The sequence below is a fragment of the Acidaminococcus sp. AM33-14BH genome (genome assembly GCF_003603525.1).
Classification (GTDB): domain Bacteria; phylum Bacillota; class Negativicutes; order Acidaminococcales; family Acidaminococcaceae; genus Acidaminococcus; species Acidaminococcus intestini.
Window position 1 is genome coordinate 161,612 of record NZ_QTNG01000004.1, and the last position, 19,105, is coordinate 180,716.

A 19,105-nucleotide genomic window follows, 5' to 3' on the forward strand; every position below is an offset into this window, starting at 1 on the left:
AACATGATGAATGAATTGATCCGCCTATTAGGGCGGGAAAAGACAACAAAAGAAGGAATCCAAGCTTGGCAAAAGGCCTCAGGCCCTTTGACAGTGACCGGCCTGTCAGGATCCATCAAAGCCGGCTTTTTGTGCGCTCTTCAAACCTTTGGTAAGGCCTCGGATCCGTTGATCATCCTGACCCCTCGAAGGGAAGACGTGCGTCTTTTGCGCCGTGAACTGACCCCGTTCTATCCGGATCAGGCCATGCGTGAACTTTATCCGCTTGGACTCATCCATGGTGAAATCGATACACGCAATGAAGAGGTCATGGCAGAACGGGCAGCTGCCCTTGAGATGATTCTCAAAAAAGAAGCCGCCATCATCTTTGTCACGGCAGAAGCTGCCATCCAGAAACTGCCAAGGCCTGATGGCCTTCTGCGGGACAGCATCACCTTGACCCATGGGGATGAAAAAAATCGTGACAAGCTCATAGAGCGCCTAGTTAAAGAGGGATATGAACGCACGGATCAAGTCGAAACCTTGGGCCAATTTTCCGTTCGCGGTGACATCCTTGACATTTTTCCCATCAATGCCAAGGATCCGGTCCGGATTGAATGGTTTGATGAAACCATCGACGCCATCCGCCGTTTTTCCTTGGAGGACCAGCGCAGCATCGGCGGCCTCACAAAGGTTGATATCATGCCCATTGCTTCTGGCGAAAAGGAAGCGGAATCCAGCTTGCTTGATTACGTATCGCCTGACCAGCTTCTTGTCCTTGATGAAGCTTCCGCGTTTTTTGAGGAAGCCAAGAAATCCTATCTTGACAACCGGGAATTCAAGGATCAGCTGTTTTCGGAAAAGGAACTGCTGGAGCGCTCCCAAAAGAGTCATCTCCTTGTTGTGAGCGCCCTTTCCCAGCCCCTTTATCAGGCCTATCCCAGACTTGCCATCAAGGTGCGCGCTGCGGCGCCTTATAACCGCAGCTGGGATCTTCTCATCAAGGATCTCAAAGGATGGATCAAAGAAGGCATCCATCCCCTCATCATGATGGGAACCCGGGACAAAGCGTTTGGGACGGCCCAACATCTTCAAAATGAAGGGCTCCCCATGACCTTTGTCCAAAAAGGCAGCCTCATCCCGGAAAAGGGAGGAGCCGTCTTTGAGGGTGGCCTGTCCCATGGATTTCATTTCTGGGATGAGAACTGGCTCCTGCTAACGGAAGCCGATATCTTCGGTTCCCGCAAAGAGCGGCGGCAGAAGAAAAAAATTCGCGGTGCCGGTCCCGCCTTGACTTATTTTACGGATATCAAGGCAGGCGACTATGTCGTCCATGATACACAGGGCATAGGCCGCTATTTAGGGGTCGAGACCATTGTTATAGATGGCATCCATCGGGATTACCTTAAGCTCCAATATGCCCAGGGTGACAAACTTCATGTGCCTGTTGAACAGGTAGGGCTCCTCCATAAATACATCGGCAGCGAAGGAACGCCGCCACGCTTATCCCGTATGGGCCGCTCTGATTGGCAAAAAGCCAAGAAAAAGGCCCAAAAAGCTATCACCATCCTTGCTTCGGAGCTCCTGCGCCTTTATGCCCAGCGAAAGATTACGCCGGGACATGCTTTTGCCCCGGATACGCCTTGGCAGAAAGAATTTGAGGACCGTTTTCCTTTTGAGGAAACGCCAGATCAGCTTAAAGCCATCCAAGAAATCAAGGCTGATATGGAAAAGCCCGTTCCCATGGAGCGTCTTTTGTGCGGCGACGTGGGATACGGCAAGACGGAAGTTGCCATCCGGGCAGCTTTCAAAGCGGTCATGGACGGCAAGCAGGTGGCTGTCATGGCCCCGACGACGGTTCTTGCCCAGCAGCATCTCATCACCTTCCAAAACCGCATGGATGCCTTTGGTGTAAGAATTGAAATGCTGAGTCGCTTCCGCAGCCGTAAGGAGCAGAAGGATACACTGGATAAGCTTGCAAAAGGGGATCTTGACATTGTTATCGGCACCCATCGCCTGATTCAGCCCGATGTCCACTTCAAGGACCTGGGCCTTCTCATCATCGATGAGGAACAGCGTTTTGGTGTGGCTCAGAAGGAAAAAATCAAGCAGTGGAGTTCTGGCATCGATGTCCTTACCCTGTCGGCAACGCCTATTCCGCGGACCCTCCATTTGGCCTTGGTAAAGGGACGGGATATGAGCGTCATCGAATCACCTCCGGAAGACCGATTGCCAGTAGAAACCTATGTGGCAGAATACGATGATGGCATGGTTAAAGAAGCCATTGAACGGGAGATCCGCCGTGGCGGCCGCATCTACTATGTCCATAACCGGATTGAGGCCTTGGACCGCATTGCCCACCGTCTGCGGGAAATGATTCCTGGTCTGTCTATTGGTGTAGCCCATGGCCGCATGACGGAAGATGAACTGGAAGAAGTCATGGTCGGCTTTTACCAAGGGGACTATGATGTCCTGCTTTCAACGACCATCATCGAGAATGGACTTGATGTGCCCCTTGCCAATACAATCATCATCGATGGGGCCGAAAACTTTGGCCTTTCCCAGCTTTATCAGATGCGAGGACGGGTGGGACGCTCTTCGCGCCTTGCCTATGCGTATTTTCTTTATAAAAAGGATAAGGCCCTGTCTGAAGTCTCGCAAAAACGCCTTCAGGCCATCCGCGATTTTACGGAACTTGGCGCTGGCTTCAAGATTGCCATGCGGGACCTTGAGATCCGCGGCGCGGGGAACCTTCTCGGGGCAGAGCAGCATGGCCAGATTGCCGGTGTAGGGTTTGCTCTTTACTGCCGCCTGCTGGAAGACACAATCAAAGCTCTCCAGGAAGGCAAGAGTCCGGAAGAGGTCCTTCACGACCCTACCATCAATATGAAGCTTGATGCGTACATCCCGGATGACTTCATCGACAACCCGCGCTACAAACTAGAAATCTACCGCCGTCTTGGCAGCATGAAGTATGAAGAACGGGAGGATTTCATGGATGAAATCATCGACCGTTTCGGAACCCCGCCCAAGGAACTCGTGACGCTGTGGCGGGTGGCTGCCATCCGGGCCCTGTGCCGAGACCTTGTAGTGGATGCCGTCACCGCACGCCCCGGTTCTCTGACGATTCGCTTCAACCCGCACAGCAAGGCCAATCCCGATGTCATTCGTGACCTTGTGAAGGAATATGTGCCGCGTCTTACTTTCAGCCTTAACCCCGTGCCTCAGCTCGTTTTGCGGACAACAGGCCCTGTCAGCGACGCCCTGACTTTTCTCGAAAAGAACCTGCCCCGCCTGCTGAACTGACAAGGAGGAACCCTATGGCCGATCGCTTTGTAAAAGGAACCCTGATCCTGACGGCAGCAGGACTTATGGTCAAAATCCTCGCTTCCGTAAACCGGATCTTTTTATCCCGCCTGTTGGGCGGGGAAGGAATCGGACTCTATCAACTCGCTTATCCCTTATATAATCTTCTTGTGGGCATTGTCGCGGCAGGTATCCCTGCCGCCATGAGCTTGATCGTGGCCCGTTATGCGGCCCAAAAGGAGTGGGGAAGTGTGCGTCGCGTCGTCACGGTGTCTTTTCCTTTCCTGGTCTTTTTGGGTCTTGCCGTAAGCCTTGCCGCCTATGGCCTGATCCCCTGCCTATTTTCAGCGGGTCTCATCAAGGATGAACGGGCCTTCGTCCCCATGCTATTTTGCGTGCCTGCCCTGTTTTTGACCGTGCCCCTTGCAGGGTTGCGGGGCTATTTCCAGGGCTTTCAGGAAATGCGGCCTACGGCACTTTCCCAGATTTTGGAACAATTCTTCCGCGTCGCCTTTATGCTGGTCCTTTCGGTGTGGCTGCTCCCGAAGGGCCTTGCCATGGCGGCAGGCGGGGCTATTTTTGGAGCAGCTCCGGGGGCCCTGATTGGGCTGCTCTTCCTTCTTTTCTGCTACCGGCGCCAGCAGCATGCCTGGAAGCGGGAGGGCAGGGACTTGACCCTTAAGGAACCCATTTCGGTGCCTTTTATCCTCCGTGAACTGGTCAGCCTCGCGCTTCCTGTGACCCTTTCTACCCTGATGATTCCCCTTGTTGGTCTTGTGGAAATCATCCTCGTGCCGGACCGTCTTCTTGCAGCTGGCTTTACGGTGGCGGCTTCGACGACGGCTTTGGGCTATCTTACAGGAATGGCCATGCCTCTTGTCAATATGGGAACCATTCCGACCAATTCCCTTGCCTGGTCAACGGTGCCTGCCATTTCGGAAGCGCATGCCCTGGGCGACTGTGACGCTGTACGGAACAAGGCCCGTACGGCACTGCGCATCCTCATTCTTTTTACCTTTCCCGCGGCCGTGGGTATGTACCTGTTAGGGACGCCCGTTTCCCAGGTTCTTTATGGAATGAAAGCAGCAGGCCCCGTTGTTTCCGCTCTGGCCCCGTCCGTCTTTTTCCTGGGCCTGCATCAGGTGACTGCCGCCATCCTGCAGGGACTGGGACGGCCTAAGATCCCGATGGTGAACATGTTCCTTGGCCTTGCCGTCAAGGTTGGGGTTCTTTGGGTCCTTGCCGCACAGCCTCGTTGGAATGTTATCGGCGCCGCTTTGGCAACGGACCTCGGTCTTGCCCTTTCCGCCATGATGAATCTTGCGGCCGCCTACCGACTGGAAAGGATTGTCTTGCCCGTAAAGACGTTTCTGCGCGCTCTATTGGCGTCCCTTTTGATGGGCGGCGCCGTCCTTTGGGTAAATAGGACCCTGCTGGTGAAGCTGGGCCTCGTAACGAGCACCTTGGGAGCCGTTGGTGCCGGTGCCCTCTTTTACGGGCTCCTGCTTCTGGTTTTGAGAGAGGTTCCCTTCCACGTGCTTAAAAAGAAAAGGAGACACCATGGATAAGAAAAAAGAAGAGGGTGTCATGGACCTGACACCGCTTATGGATGTCGTACGGACGCTGCGCAGCCCTGGAGGCTGTCCTTGGGATCAGGCCCAGGATCATAAGAGTATGCGCCGGGAACTTGTGGAAGAAGTCTATGAGCTCCTTGAAGCCATCGATGATGGCGATGTAAAAGGCATCCGGGAAGAGTTGGGGGATGTCCTTTTTCAGGTGGTCTTCCATGCCCGTCTGGCAGAAGAAGTGGGGGCCTTTACGATGCAGGACGTCATTACGGATGTGTCCCGGAAACTCATCCACCGTCATCCCCATGTTTATGGTACGGTTACGGTCGGAAGCGCGGAGGAGCTTCTCAAGAATTGGGATGCCCTCAAAGCAGAAGAGAAAAAGGAACGCAAAAGTGCCCTTGATGGCATTGCCCGAGACCTGCCGAGCCTGATGCGGGCCTATAAGCTCAGTGAACGGTCTAGCCGCAGAGGATTTGACTGGCCTGATGCTGATTGCGCTTATGAGAAGGTCAAAGAGGAAGAAAACGAATTGAAAGAAGCTATTTTGTCCAAAAATAAGGACCATGTAGAAGAGGAATTGGGAGATCTGTTTTTTGCCCTCTCCGTCTATGCAAGGAAACTGGGACTTGAACCGGAGACAGCCCTTCACCGAGCCAATGTCAAATATGAAAAACGCTTTCGGAAAATGGAAGAAATTCTTTCCGAAAAAAATAAAAAATGGGAAAATTTATCCCTTGACGAGATGATTTTGCTTTGGAAGTCGGTAAAACGGGAAAAAATCTAGCTTTTTCCAAAAAAAAGCGTGCATTTTCATACTGTTTGTGATACCATAACGGTAGCCAAAGCGCCGAAAGGCGCAATCAGTATTGAGGAGGACTTACTTATGAACAAAAGTGAATTAATCTCTGAAGTTGCGTCCAAGACTGCTATGCCTAAAAAAGACGCAGAAAAGGCTGTAAACGCATTTATTGATACCGTTAAAGAAGCCATTGCTCAAAAAGACAAGGTTCAGCTGATTGGCTTCGGTACCTTCGAAGCTCGGGTACGCAAAGCTCGCAACGGCAAGAATCCTCGCACCGGCGAAACCATCAAAATCAAGAAGGCTACTGTTCCTGCTTTCAAGGCTGGCAAAGCTTTCAAAGACGCCGTCAACAAATAATTTTGCATGATTGCCCGATGCCGATTGGTATCGGGCTCGTTTTTGTATGGAATCGCGAGGGGAGACATCACCATGTCTGAAGGCAAACGGAAAAGGCTGAAAAGTGCCAAGGAATTGGCTCTTCGGGGGCTGGGACTGGTCATTATCCTGATTGCTGTCATTTCTCTGTACCAGCTTGGAAAACAAGCCTATGACCTTTACCTTGTCCGCAAGGAGACCGTCAAGAGCAGTGAAAAGATCAAGGCCATCGAAAAGGACAATGAACGTTTGGAAGAAGAACGCAGCAATCTCCATGATCCCAAATATGTAGAAAAGGTTGCCCGCGATGAACATAACATGGTGGGGAAAAATGAAGTTCCGCTCTTCATCGTGGATGAAAAGAAAAAATAGGGGGGCCCGCTTACGGATGGGGGCCTTCTTTTTTTGCTTCCTAACGGGAAGGAAGGCCTCAAGCATAGGAAGAAAGGGACTTGACGGAACTTTCCAAACAACGGTATAATGGTTAACGTAACACAACCCTAAAGGAGGATTTCTTTGACTTATGGCTTTGGAAAAAGGTGCAGTCGTTGACGGCATTGTTACCGGTATCACGAATTTTGGAGCGTTTGTGGAGCTCCCTGAAAACAAAGTAGGATTGATTCACATCTCTGAGGTCTCCAATGTCTTTGTCAAGGACGTGCATGACTTCCTGACGGTGAAACAGAAGGTGACGGTCAAGGTCGTCTCTATTGATGAAAAAGGTAAGATCGGTCTGTCCATGAAGGCCCTGATGCCCCCTGCGGAACAGAAAAATGAACATGGCGGGGAAGGCAGGAAGTTTGAAGGCCGTAAATTCGAAGGCCGCAAACCGGGTGAACATCATGGTGATAGAAAACCAGGAGAAAGACGTTTTAGCGGGGAACGCAAGTTCGAAGGCCGCCCAGGTGGTGCAGGTCGTCCGCAGGGACCGATGAGCTTCGAGGATAAGTTGTCCCGTTTCCTCAAGGAAAGTGATGATCGTCTCCTGGACTTAAAACGGAATACGGAATCCAAAAGGGGAGGCCGCGGCGCCCGTCGAGGTGACTGAACGGCGCTTCCTGGATAAAGACCCGAGATCCTTACTGCATGAAGCGGTTGCGGGTTTCAAGGGGCTGTTCTTATTTGACAGCCCCTTCTTTGGTTTTGAGGTGATGAAATGAGTGTGCTCGAAGAGAGCCTGATGAATATGGTTCGGACTTCTCGCCTATGGCAAGAAGGAGGAACCGTCATTGCCGCCTGCTCGGGCGGTGCCGATTCCCTGACGCTTACGGATATTATGGCAAAAGCCGCGGAAGAAGATGACGTGACGGTCCTTGTGGCCCATGTCCACCATCATCTGCGGGGCGAAGAAGCCGATGAAGATGCCCGTTTTGTTTCAGCTTTCTGCAAGGATAGGGACTTATCCTATACCCAATTTGATATCGATCCCCAGGCCCTCAAGGAAAAAGAGGGCCTCTCCTTGGAAGATGCAGCCCGGCGTCTGCGCTATGAGGCACTTGAAACCTACCGTAAAAAAGTAGGGGCCCAAGGAATTTTTGTAGCCCATCATGAAGATGATCAGGCCGAGACCATTCTCATGAATCTTGTCCGAGGGACGGGAACGCGGGGGCTTAGAGGCATGCTGCCTGTCAACGGATACATTGCCAGACCCTTTCTTGCTGCAACCCGGAAGGACATGGAAACGTACTGCAAGGAAGAAGGGCTTTCGTACCGAACGGATTCGACAAACGGTAATCCTGCCCTTTTGCGCAACTGGGTCCGCTTGGAGCTTTTGCCTCTTCTTGCAACTAAAAATCCCCGTATCAAGGCAGCCCTCGTGCAGGCGGCTGCTGTAGCCCAAAGTGATGAGGCTTATCTTGAAAAAATGGCTCAAAAATATCTGGACTCCTTTTCCCGCAACATCTTTGGAACCTACGATATCGATGTAGGACCGACCTTTGACAAGCTTGATCTGGCCATCAAAAGCCGCGTCATCCGTCTGGCGGTCAAAGGTGTCGGTGGAGAGGAACTGGGATTTGATCATGTGAAAAAGATCCTGCGGCTCATTGAAAAGGGGATCAGCGGAAAGAGCCTTGACGTACCCGGTCATGTACGGCTCATCTATATCAACGGTCGCCTGATGGCCGGACGCCATGAAACTGATCGGGCCGCTCAAAGGGAAAAGAAACTGGAGATAAAGGAGAAACAAAGACATGCATCCCAATATTGAAAAAGTCTTGATCGATGAAAAGACCCTCAAGATGCGCATTGCCGAAATGGCTGCAGAAATCAGCAAGGATTATGAAGGGGAAGAACTCCTCGTCATTGGCCTGTTAAAAGGGGCTTCCTATTTTATGATGGAACTGACGCAGCATTTGAGCGTTCCCACTCAGATTGATTTCCTGAAAGTTTCATCCTACGGGTCAGGGACGTCCACGTCGGGGAAGGTCGACATCCAGTTCGATACGTCCCGGAACCTTGCTGGAAAAAACGTCCTCATCGTTGATGATGTGGTCGATTCCGGACTGACCCTAAAAGCCGTCCGTGAACTTTTCAGAACCCGTAACTGCAAGAGTATTCGCCTTGCGGCCATGCTTGATAAAAAGGAACGGCGCCTTGTGAAAATGGTGCCTGATTATTACGGCTTTGTCATTCCCGATGAATTTGTTGTCGGCTTTGGCCTTGATTACAATGAAGATTACCGTACGCTTCCTTATGTTGGCATCCTGAAGCGTTCCGTCTATGAAAAATAAATAGATCCCAGAAGATCCCAGATCTTTTGGGAGAGGAGGATACCGTGACAAGATTCTTTAGAAACATTTTTTTCTACCTGCTCGTCTTTATCCTCGGCCTTTGGATCTATGATTACTACAATGCATCCAATGCTCCGAAGAACGATATGAGCTACAGCAATTTTATGAAGGAAGTCCAGCAGGATGATGTACAGAGCGTCACCATCGTCGATAATTCCGTTATCAAGGGGAGACTCAAGAATGGCTCCGAATTTACGACCGTTGCACCCCGCGATGACAAGATGGTTGATACGTTGCGCAGCCGCGATGTGGAAATCAAGGCCGAACTGCCGCCCCAGCCTTCTTTCTGGAGCAGCATCCTTACCAGTGTCCTGCCCATGATCGTCATTGTCGTCCTGTGGTTCTTCATGATGAACAATGCCCAGGGCGGCGGCAGCCGGGTCATGAGCTTTGGCAAGAGCAAGGCAAAGCTCTATGGCGACGGCAAGAGCCGCGTCCTCTTCCGGGATGTGGCCGGTGCTGACGAAGCCAAACAGGAACTGCGGGAAGTGGTGGAATTTCTCAAGGCCCCGCAGAAATATAACCAGCTCGGGGCCAAGATTCCCAAGGGTGTCCTCCTGTATGGGCCCCCTGGTACCGGTAAGACGCTCCTTGCAAAAGCTGTTGCCGGGGAAGCGGGCGTGCCTTTCTTTAGCATTTCTGGTTCTGATTTTGTTGAAATGTTTGTTGGGGTCGGGGCTTCCCGTGTTCGTGACCTCTTTGACCAAGCCAAGAAGAACGCACCCTGCATCGTCTTCATCGATGAAATCGATGCGGTCGGCCGTCAGCGCGGGGCTGGCCTTGGCGGCGGTCACGACGAGCGGGAACAGACCTTGAACCAGCTCCTTGTCGAGATGGATGGATTTGGTGCCAATGAAGGCATCATCATGATTGCCGCCACAAACCGTCCAGATATCCTTGATCCAGCTCTGCTCCGTCCGGGCCGTTTTGACCGTCAGATTGTTGTTGACCGTCCTGATATTCGAGGCCGCCTTGCCATTCTTAAGGTCCATGCCAAAGGCAAACCCATCGATAGCAATGTCGATATGGAAGTCTTGGCCCGCCGTACGCCGGGCTTTACGGGCGCAGATCTTGCCAACCTCGTCAATGAAGGGGCCCTTCTTGCAGCCCGTCATAACCAGATGACCATCACCATGAGTGACCTGGAAGAAGCGGCGGAACGGGTCATGATGGGACCGGAACGACGCAGCCGCGTCATCAGCGACAATGAAAAACGCCTTACGGCCTATCATGAAGGAGGTCACACCTTGGTGGGTATGCTCCTAGATCACACGGATCCCGTCCACAAGGTTACGATCATTCCCCGTGGAAGAGCTGGCGGCTATACCCTGAGCCTTCCGAAAGAAGACCGTTATTATGCTACGCGCAGTGAGCTTTTGGATGAACTGAAGGTCCTTTTGGGCGGCCGCGTGGCGGAAGCCCTCGTCCTTCATGAGATTTCAAGCGGCGCTAGCAATGATTTGCAGCGCGCTACAGAACTGGCCCGCCAGATGACCTGTGAATATGGCATGAGTGAACGTCTGGGCGCTGTCACCTTTGGCCATCGCCAGCAACAAGTTTTCCTGGGCCGTGATATTGGTCATGAAAATATGTACAGCGAAAAGATTGCTGCCGAAATCGACGGTGAAATCCGCCGTTTCATTGATGAAGCCTATGAAGGGACAGTCAAGCTCCTGCAAGATAATATCGATAAACTTCACCTCATTGCTCAGGCGCTTATTGAGCGGGAAACCTTGGAAGAGCATGAAATCAAGGAACTTGTGGAATATGGCCGGATCCTTGAAAAAGGGGAAGTGGCGTCCTCAAAGGAGGGCTCCCCAATGGATCCTGTAAAGCTGGAAGGGGAGACACTGCCGGAAGGAAATCCTCCTTCTGCTCGTCAGGAAGGCCCCCTTCCCAAGGATGATTCCCAGCCCCTTGGTTGATAGACGGAAACAGGGGAAGAGGCGCCGCAGGCGCCTTTTCCTTTACGGGTCAGATAGAAAGGAAGATGATGCATGCGCAGTGAAATCTTGAACCTTCTGCGGGAAAAAGCACCCCAGCCCGTATCGGGCCAGGACCTGGCCAATCACTTTGGCATTACAAGAACGGCGGTCTGGAAACATATCCAGAGCCTCAAGAAAATGGGCTATGGAATCGAGGCCTATACCAAAAAGGGCTATGTTCTCGTGAGCGTTCCGAATAAGCTCCTTCCCGAGGAAATTTCCCGCCATCTCCATACACGGTTTATCGGCCGAAACATGGCCTATGAAGACGTCATTCCCTCTACGAACGATCTCTTAAAGAAAATGGCTCTTCAGGGCGCTCCTGATGGGACGGTCTGCGTGGCTGAGGAACAGTCCGTAGGGAAAGGACGTCTGGCTCGGGGCTGGTTCAGTCCCTATGGAAAGGGACTTTGGTTCTCTCTGCTGCTAAAACCAACCTTCCTGCCTCAGGAAGCCCCCAAGATGACCCTTCTTGCTGCCGTTGCGGTGGTCCGCGCTGTGCGTGAATTGTGCGGCGTCAAGGCCGAAATCAAATGGCCGAATGACATTCTGCTTGAAGGACGCAAGCTTGTAGGCATCCTGACGGAAATGAGTGCTGAATTTGGTCACATCAACTATCTTGTCGTTGGCATCGGCATCAACGTCTGCGTTCCCCAAAGCATGGTCCCTGAAGCCCTTCGGGAGTCTGCCGTTTCCATCGATGATGTGGCAGAAAAACCAACGGATCGGGTGGCCCTCTTGGCTAAGGTCCTCGATCATCTGGAGACTTGCTATGAGACGGTCCTCAAGGAAGGTTTTGGCCCCATTCTCGATGAATGGCGCCGCTATTCCGTGACCTTGGGACGTATGGTGAAGGTCATCGCCCCGGACACGACCTATACAGGAAAAGCTGAGGACATCGATGAAGAAGGGGCCCTTTTGGTGCGCCGCGAAAATGGGCATGTGGAACGGGTCCTAGCCGGTGATGTTTCCATTCGCCCCGCTCAAGGAAAGGGCAAGTATCAATAAGAGGTTAACAATGATAGGCAAAGCAAGTGCCGAAAGGCGCCGCTTTTGCCTATATTTTTGCCAAGGCACTGAATCGCTTCTTGCAAAGTTCCTTATCTTTGGTATAATGTAGTCGTTTATGCGGCAGGCGGTACGGCGCGAAGGACCCCTGCTGCCATATGCACAATTCCATCAAAACCCGCAACTTTCCAAGGAGGAAACTCATCTCATGTTAATGGTAATGGATATTGGCAACACAAACATCGTCGTTGGCGTGCACGACGGAAAGGAATGGATTGCTCACTGGAGACTGTCCAGCAGCCGTTCTCGGACAAGCGATGAATTCGGCATTATCCTGGGCAGCATGTTCCAGGCTGGCGGTGTCGATATGAAGGCCGTCAAGGACATCATCGTTTCCACCGTTGTTCCGCCCCTTCTGGTGCCTCTCTGCAATATGTGCAAACGCTATTTCGGCATTACGCCCTTTGTTGTTACCAGTAACTGCAACACGGGCCTTAAGCTTGACTATGACCATCCCAATGAAATTGGTGCGGACCGTATCGTCAATGCGGTGGCTGCCCACCATATGTATGGCGATAAAGGCAACCTCATCATTATTGACTTTGGTACGGCAACGACGTTCTGTGCCCTCCGTCCTGATGGGGAATATCTGGGCGGTGCCATTGCCCCGGGCATTGGCATTTCAACGGAAGCCCTTTTCCAAAAAGCGGCCAAGCTGCCCCGCATTGAACTGATCAAACCGAAAATGGCCATTTGCCATGATACGATCCATGCCATGCGCAGCGGTGTCATCTTTGGTTTTGTTGGCCAAATGGACGGCATCATTACGCGTATGAAAAAAGAATTGGGCGGGCAGGCCTTTGTCGTTGTCACGGGCGGCTTTGGCAAGCTCATGGCTTCCGAATCGGAACTTGTCGACGTCGTCGAACCATTCCTGACCTTGGAAGGACTCCTGATCCTTCACAAGATGAACCGCAAACAATAGAGCAAGTTCTGGCGGCGTTTTTCCATAAGCGGAAACGCCGCTTCTTTTATCCATGGAGGAAGGTATGTTTTCTTTCAAAGTGCCCCCTTTCCCTGTCGTCCTGGCGCCCATGGCAGGAGTGACGGACCTGCCCTTTCGCGTCATCTGCCGGGAAAATGGAGCGGACTATACGGTATCTGAGATGGTGAGTGCCAAGGCCCTTTTATATAAGAATCAAAAGACCTTTGCCATGCTCACCATCGATCCCAAGGAGCATCCGACGGCGATTCAGCTTTTTGGTTCCGTTCCGTCGGAACTTGCCGCCGCAGGAAAGATTGTTGAATCACGCGGTGCCGATATGATTGATGTCAATATGGGCTGCCCCGTCCATAAGATTGTTTCAAATGGCGAAGGGTCCGCTCTCATGAAGGACCCGGATAAGGTCTATGCCATTCTCGCCGCCCTTGTGGACGCCGTTTCGGTCCCCGTAACGGTTAAGTTCCGGGCCGGTTGGGATGAGGCCCATAAAAATGCCGTTGTGATTGCCCAAATGGCAGAAAAGGCCGGCGTCAGCGCTGTTTGTGTCCACGGCAGGACGCGGGCCCAGTTCTACCAAGGAAAGGCAGATTGGGACATCATCCGCGCCGTCAAGGAAAGTGTCGGAATTCCCGTCCTTGGCAACGGTGATATCTTCCACGCCGAAGATGCTCTGCGCATGAAGGAAGAAACGGGCTGCGACGGTGTCATGATTGCCCGTGGCGCCGAAGGCAATCCCTGGATCTTCCGGGACGTGAAGGCCCTTTTGCATGGAAAAGCGATTTCTCCTGTTTCCGTTCAGGAACGCTTTGCCATGATTCGCCGCCACCTCCACGACCTCATTCTTTTTAAAGGCGAGCGCGTCGGCGTCCGGGAAATGCGGCACCACGGTGCCATGTACCTAACAGGGCTGCCGCACAGCGCCTATTACCGCAATACCATCAATCAGGCCCAGACCGAGGAGGCACTGCTTGCCATCCTTGGGGAATATGAAGAAAAGCTCCTGCAGGCATGACCTGGCAGGACTTTTTCTTTTCCTTTTAGTTAGTCATGACAAATTTCTAGCAAAAAAGTAGTCTTTCCCATTGACAAATAGGGACCTGTCGAGTAAGATAAGGATGAAAACAATACCATGGTAGGGTATAGTGGATGAGAATCAAAGGAGGAATCCTCAATGAAACAATTCAAGGTCGAGGGCATGACCTGTGCTTCCTGTCAGGCCCACGTAGAAAAGGCCGTTGCCGGCGTGCCCGGCGTAACAAGTGTGTCTGTCTCCCTTTTAACAAACAGCATGGGCGTCGAAGGGGACGCGACGAATGAAGCCATCATCAAGGCTGTAGAAGATGCAGGGTATGGTGCGTCTCCCAAAGGGATGGACGGTACGAGCGCAAAGCCTGCTTCTGATGACGCCTTACAGGATACGGAAACGCCTAAACTGAAGCGGCGTCTCGTCTATTCCATTGGTTTTCTGCTCGTCCTCATGTATCTGACCATGGGGCACAATATGCTCCATTTTCCGCTGCCAGCCTTCCTTGATGGGAACCTTTACGGCATGGGCATTACGCAGCTGCTCCTTGCTCTCATCGTTATGTTCATCAACCGCGCCTTTTTCATCAGCGGTTTCAAGAGCATGAAGCATCTGGCCCCCAACATGGATACCCTTGTTGCCTTGGGCTCGGGTGTATCCTTCCTGTGGAGCCTCTATGTCCTGTATGATATCACGTACCTTGGCACGCATGGTGCGGCGCAGCAGGAACTCATGATGCGTTATATGCAGGACCTTTACTTCGAATCGGCCGCCATGATTCCTGCCCTCATTACGGTGGGCAAGACCTTGGAATCCATTTCCAAGGGCCGCACGACAGACGCTCTCAAGGGCCTCATGAAGATGGCGCCTAAGACAGCCACCTTGCTTATTGATGGCAAGGAAACGACCGTTCCCATCGAGACAGTGAAGATTGGCGATGTTTTTGTTGTTCGTCCGGGGGAAAACATCCCCGTTGATGGGGAAGTCATCAAAGGGACCAGTGCTGTCAACGAAGCGGCCCTGACGGGGGAAAGCCTGCCCGTTGACAAAAAGCCCGGTGATAAGGTGCAGACGGCCACAACAAACCAATCGGGCTACCTGGAATGCCGTGCCACTCGCGTCGGTGAGGACACGACCCTGTCCCAGATCATCAAGCTTGTGAGCGACGCGTCGGCGACGAAGGCACCTATAGCCCGTATTGCCGATACAGTTTCCATGTACTTTGTCCCGACCATCATTACCCTTGCCGTGATTGCCACCGCAGGCTGGCTTTTTGTCGGAGCTTCCTTTGGAGAGGCGATTGCCCGCGGCATCGCCATTCTCGTGGTGGCCTGTCCTTGTGCCCTGGGTCTTGCAACGCCGGTTGCCATCATGGTGGGAAATGGTGTCGGCGCCAAAAATGGCATCCTCTTTAAAACCAGTGAATCCCTTGAAATCGCGGGGAAAGTGAGCATTGTGGCTCTTGATAAGACGGGAACCATTACCAAGGGACAGCCGAAAGTCACAGACCTTGTTCCCGCTGCAGGCGTAACGGAAAGGACCCTCCTCCAGCTTGCCTATGACCTGGAACAAAAATCCGAACATCCCCTTGCCAAAGCCGTTGTGGAAGAAGCCCTTTCCCGGAAGCTTGCCGCAGAAGCCGTCGATGACTTTTCCATCCTCCCCGGCAATGGCCTGACGGCAAAAAAAGGAGACTCTGTCCTTCTTGGCGGCAGTCTTAGCTATATAAAAGGAAGTGCCCGTCTGGATCCATCTTTGGAAAGGCAGGCTGAAGCGCTGGCCGAAAAAGGCCGGACACCGCTTCTTTTTGCCCTTGATGGGACTGTTATCGGTATGATTGCTGTCGCTGACGTCATCAAGGAAGATTCTCCCAAGGCCATCAAGGAATTGCAGAAAATGGGCCTTACCGTAGTCATGCTAACAGGGGACAATGAAAAGACGGCAGAAAGTATTGGCCGCGAAGCCGGTGTGGACCGTGTCATTGCCGGTGTGCTGCCCGATGGAAAGGAAACGGTCATCCGTGAGCTCCAGAAATATGGCAGGGTTGCCATGGTGGGTGACGGCATCAACGACGCGCCGGCCCTTACCCGTGCTGATATTGGTATTGCCATCGGTGCCGGTGCCGATGTCGCCATTGATTCGGCCGATATCGTGCTCATGAACAGCAAACTGACCGACGTTTCCGCCGCCGTGCGTCTTAGCCGCAGTACCGTCAGGAACATCCACGAAAATCTTTTCTGGGCCTTCTTCTACAATGTCATCTGCATTCCTCTTGCCGCGGGTCTCATCCCCGGCATTAAGATGAACCCCATGGTGGGCGCCGCTGCTATGAGCCTGTCGAGCTTTACGGTCTGCATGAATGCCTTGCGCCTGAACCTTACGAAGATCCATGATGCTTCGGGAGATAAGGCAAAGTACCATGTAGAAGTGGGGCCTGTCTCCGTTCAAAAAGCCGCTTCCCAGAAGAAAAAAGCGGCGGAACAAGTGCCGAGCGCTGCCCTGAAAGAAGATCTTGTCGTGACAGGGATGACCTGCAGTCACTGTGAGGCTCATGTGAAAAAGGCTCTTGAAGCCCTGCCCGGCGTAGTAAGTGCTGTGGCGGACCATACGCAAAATAAGGTCCATATTGTACTTTCGGCGCCCCTTGACGAAAAAGCCGCCGAAGCAGCTGTAATAAAGGCCGGTTATCGCTATGGAGGAATCATGAGTGCAGGAGAGGAAAAAGAGACCCTTCATGTAACGGGCATGATGTGTGCCCACTGTGAAGGCCGGGTGAAAAAAGCCCTCGAAAGCCTGCCTTCTGTAGTAAGTGCCATGCCTTCCCATGAAACGGGTGAAGTTCAAGTTGTCCTTTCTGCTCCGCTTGACCATGAGGCTGCAAGGGCCGTCATCGAAAAAGCCGGATATGAACTGAAATAACGGATAGCTCGTAAGGAGCCGCCTCGTGCGGCTCTTTTTTTTCATCATTTCTTCATAAAAATGGTTGACGGAACGAAAAAGACACGCTATAGTATGCAAGGTTAGTTATAACTAACTATGAAGCTAGTAAAACGAGAGGAAACAAGGAGACTCTTATCGGCTTATATTAGTATAAACTAACTATGCCTTTTTGGTGTTCCCTATAAAGAGGGAACGAGCGCGACCTGCAGCGCTTTTTACAGATGATGGAAGATGGAGCAGGTAAGAACAATCATTCCAGGATGGAGGAGCCTTTGATGCAGAACCAGTATAAAATGAACCGGATACTCACCCTTGGCGTCTTATTTTCCTTGCTTTTTGGTACGTATCGTACGGCTTGTGCAAGTCAGTCCCTGCCGACCTATGACCTAGGAGAAACAGTTGTTACGGCGACCAAGACCAAACTTGAAGAAAAGAAAGTGCCTATGTCGACGGAAGTCATCACCCAGGAAGAAATGAAAGAAAAAGGGGCTTATAATGTCCGCGATGCGTTAAAGCTCGTAAACGGGCTTGACGTGCAGGAAGCCGCCATGGTCGGCAACAATGTTTCCCTGCGCGGCATGGGTACGAATGCCACCCTGATCCTTGTGGATGGGCGGCGCCTGGCAAGTGAGGATTCAGGGCAAACCATGAATGTCTATGAGCTGAACCGCATGAACATCCATGCCGTTGACCGCATTGAGATTGTCCGCGGCTCTGGCTCCGCTCTTTATGGGAGTGACGCCATGGGTGGCGTCATCAACATCATCACGAAGAAAAACCAGAAAGCCGGCGGTTATGTCGGAACGGACTTGGGCGGCCGGGAACAATCCGTTTATGGCGGCGTTTCCACGGGCAACGTGGGTAAGTTCAATATGAATGTGGACTTTAACGTGCGCGATGTACGCAAAATCGATACGGACGGCAGCACCAACATGTATGGTCCGCGCCGGTATCTCAATTTCAACAGCACCTATCGTTTTGACGACCATTCCGGGATTGAAGCAGGGGTTTCCTTCCTGAAGGAACAGTATCGCACCTTTACGTCGGGGACGCCTGATTCGACGACTTGGTACGACAATAACCGTCAGGACTATCATGTGAAATACTTTGGCTTTGATGATAAAAACGACTATGAATTCCAGGTCTACTATGACCGGCTGGGTAAGGAATCCCGCACGTCGCGGGGCGGCAACTGGACGGGCTTTGACCATGCCAAGTATGAAACGACCGTGACGGAAGCAAAGAACACCTACCGTCCCAATGAGGACCATGCCATCACCTTTGGCGGCGAATACCGCCATCAGAAAGTTGGCGGAACGCGTCTTGGCACCATTGAAGGTCACAACCGGGTAGAAAACTATTTGGGGCTTTCCAGTATCTACTCCGAACAGAGCATGGATTCCTATGCCGCCTACCTCCAGGATGAATGGCAGCTGACGGAGAAGCTCTTCTTCGTTCCTTCCGTGCGCTGGGATCATTTCGACAGCTTCGGCGCCCAACTTTCCCCGCGGGCCGGCCTAACTTATGAATTTAGTGATGCGGCACGGGTCAAACTGAACTATGGTCTCGGCTACCGCGCACCGACCATCTTCGAACTTTATTCCCGCATGGAACACAATTTCGGCCGCTTCTCCTATCAGGTCTGGGGGAATGATGCACTGGAACCGGAAAAATCCCGCACCTTTGATATTGGCATCGAAGCGGAAAAAGGCAAGAGCAGCGGGAAACTCTCTTACTTCCACAACAAGATTGATAACCTCATCGATACCCAGCTCATCGGGCGCTTTGGGTCGACCACGCGCTACCAATACGTCAACGTGAACAAGGTGGAAATGAATGGGATTGAAGGCGAATACAATTACCGTTTTGATGATCACTGGAGCGCCAGAGCAACCTATACCTACCTCGATGCGAAAAACAGTGAAACCAATACCCGCCTGACGGGCCGGGCCCGCAACAATGGCATTGTCGAACTGACCTATCTGTCGGGTAAGGAAAAACCCTGGAGTGCCACCCTCTACAATACGTGGTATCGGGATTATCTAAGCGGTGAAGGAAAGAACTATACCTACAGTACAACAAACTTTGTCGTTACCAAGGATCTTAATCGGAACACGCACCTTTATGCAGGTGTGGACAACATCTTTGACAAGCAGTTCCCTGATACGGATGCTTATTCCATCAATGGACGCACGTGGCGGGCCGGCGTGGAATTCACTTTCTAACAAGACCAAAGGACTGGGACTTTTCCCGGTCCTTTCCCTGTTTCTCATCGCGGTGAATGTTGACGAGCGTTGAATGACTATGCTATACTAGCTTA

At 52.2% G+C, this 19,105-nt stretch carries 14 protein-coding genes; all 14 read left to right on the plus strand.

The window, feature by feature from the left end:
* Positions 1–3 precede the first annotated feature (3 nt).
* The gene (mfd, locus tag DW817_RS04590) at positions 4–3,285 is read left to right on the plus strand and encodes a transcription-repair coupling factor (RefSeq protein ID WP_009016053.1); all 3,282 of its coding nucleotides are present in this window, start codon (positions 4–6) and stop codon (positions 3,283–3,285) included.
* Between the two features lie 14 nt (positions 3,286–3,299).
* On the plus strand, positions 3,300–4,853 hold the full coding sequence (locus DW817_RS04595) for a polysaccharide biosynthesis protein (protein WP_009016052.1): 1,554 nt from the start codon (positions 3,300–3,302) through the stop codon (positions 4,851–4,853).
* Positions 4,846–5,640, plus strand: a complete 795-nt coding sequence (mazG, locus tag DW817_RS04600) for a nucleoside triphosphate pyrophosphohydrolase (RefSeq protein ID WP_009016051.1) — start codon at positions 4,846–4,848, stop codon at positions 5,638–5,640. Before DW817_RS04595 ends, mazG begins: the two co-directional genes overlap by 8 nt.
* A 99-nt stretch (positions 5,641–5,739) precedes the next feature.
* Complete coding sequence (locus DW817_RS04605; protein WP_009016050.1) at positions 5,740–6,015, plus strand: HU family DNA-binding protein; 276 nt, start codon at positions 5,740–5,742, stop codon at positions 6,013–6,015.
* 72 nt (positions 6,016–6,087) lie between these two features.
* Positions 6,088–6,405, plus strand: a complete 318-nt coding sequence (locus tag DW817_RS04610) for a septum formation initiator family protein (RefSeq protein WP_120111218.1) — start codon at positions 6,088–6,090, stop codon at positions 6,403–6,405.
* Between the two features lie 151 nt (positions 6,406–6,556).
* Positions 6,557–7,081 carry a S1 RNA-binding domain-containing protein gene (locus DW817_RS04615; RefSeq protein ID WP_014128302.1) on the plus strand — a complete coding sequence of 175 codons (525 nt, stop codon included), beginning with the start codon at positions 6,557–6,559 and terminating at the stop codon, positions 7,079–7,081.
* Between the two features lie 108 nt (positions 7,082–7,189).
* Positions 7,190–8,242, plus strand: a complete 1,053-nt coding sequence (gene tilS, locus DW817_RS04620; protein WP_009016047.1) for a tRNA lysidine(34) synthetase TilS — start codon at positions 7,190–7,192, stop codon at positions 8,240–8,242.
* Positions 8,226–8,765: a hypoxanthine phosphoribosyltransferase gene (hpt, locus tag DW817_RS04625; protein ID WP_021736406.1), complete on the plus strand. Its 540-nt coding sequence runs from the start codon at positions 8,226–8,228 to the stop codon at positions 8,763–8,765. Before tilS ends, hpt begins: the two co-directional genes overlap by 17 nt.
* 44 nt (positions 8,766–8,809) lie before the next feature.
* Entirely contained in the window at positions 8,810–10,750 is a 1,941-nt protein-coding gene (gene ftsH / locus DW817_RS04630) for an ATP-dependent zinc metalloprotease FtsH (protein ID WP_009016046.1), read from the plus strand.
* Positions 10,751–10,822: 72 nt separating this feature from the next.
* On the plus strand, positions 10,823–11,818 hold the full coding sequence (locus DW817_RS04635; protein WP_021736392.1) for a biotin--[acetyl-CoA-carboxylase] ligase: 996 nt from the start codon (positions 10,823–10,825) through the stop codon (positions 11,816–11,818).
* A 208-nt stretch (positions 11,819–12,026) separates the two neighbouring features.
* The gene (locus DW817_RS04640) at positions 12,027–12,803 is read left to right on the plus strand and encodes a type III pantothenate kinase (RefSeq protein ID WP_009016044.1); all 777 of its coding nucleotides are present in this window, start codon (positions 12,027–12,029) and stop codon (positions 12,801–12,803) included.
* Between the two features lie 64 nt (positions 12,804–12,867).
* Entirely contained in the window at positions 12,868–13,833 is a 966-nt protein-coding gene (gene dusB / locus DW817_RS04645; RefSeq protein ID WP_021736391.1) for a tRNA dihydrouridine synthase DusB, read from the plus strand.
* Positions 13,834–13,992: 159 nt separating this feature from the next.
* Entirely contained in the window at positions 13,993–16,764 is a 2,772-nt protein-coding gene (locus tag DW817_RS04650; protein ID WP_021736359.1) for a heavy metal translocating P-type ATPase, read from the plus strand.
* 296 nt (positions 16,765–17,060) lie between these two features.
* Complete coding sequence (locus tag DW817_RS04655) at positions 17,061–19,010, plus strand: TonB-dependent siderophore receptor (protein ID WP_021736396.1); 1,950 nt, start codon at positions 17,061–17,063, stop codon at positions 19,008–19,010.
* Positions 19,011–19,105 lie beyond the last annotated feature (95 nt).